Source organism: Paenibacillus sp. P4_A7 (genome assembly GCF_056402455.1).
Genome location: NZ_JBFUHJ010000888.1, coordinates 1 through 734 on the forward strand (window position 1 = coordinate 1; position 734 = coordinate 734).

The 734-nt window shown below is 41.8% G+C and carries 1 pseudogene; it reads right to left on the reverse strand.

The features are described 5' to 3' along the window. Nucleotides 1–734 (reverse strand): annotated as a pseudogene (locus AC1DWN_RS34750) (ABC transporter permease); the annotation flags it as partial.

A 734-nucleotide genomic window follows, 5' to 3' on the forward strand; every position in this document is an offset into this window, starting at 1 on the left:
GTGGTAGGCCAATAAGCTTAGCCTCTCTCTCGATTTTAAAACCATCAGCAGCTGCAATACGCTTCAGCTCGGAAGGATCGACAACCTCTTGCGAATTCAACCCCTTCTCTATATAGGCAAAAGTATAAGGTGAGTTCTGAAGTATGCCTTCCTTGCCGCTTATTTGCATAATATATACGGTACCCAATGCCGTCAAAATAACGGCACTTAGAATCGATACAACAAAGAGAATGCGTGCATTATCCTTAATCTTATAGCCGAGCTGGGCGAATATAATCATATTTGTACGTTTGTAGTAAATAACAGAACGCTTCTGAATGAAACGCAGAATTAGAATACTTAGCTGTGTAAATAAGAAATAGGTTCCAACAATAACTGTAACCAGTATCGGCAGAGTGAAAATCATAATATTTGTTACGTCCATGAAATATGCCAATCCATATGCAGTAGCTAAACATATAACTGCAACTGCCACTAGCCAAGGTGAAAATAGCAGCTGACCTTTTGGCTTACGCGCAGCCTTCAACAAATCAACAATTTCCGTACGACCGATCATTAGCGCCGTCCATATGGAGATGAGCATGAATAGAGCGAAAAAACCACCTGCTGTCATCCCTACCGCTTTTAATGGAACTGCAAAAGGAATGGTCTCATTCATTTTGAGAAGAACAGCTAGCGCCATGAAGAATAGCTTGCTGAACAGCATCCCGAGCCCAATGCCTGCTGCAATAGCA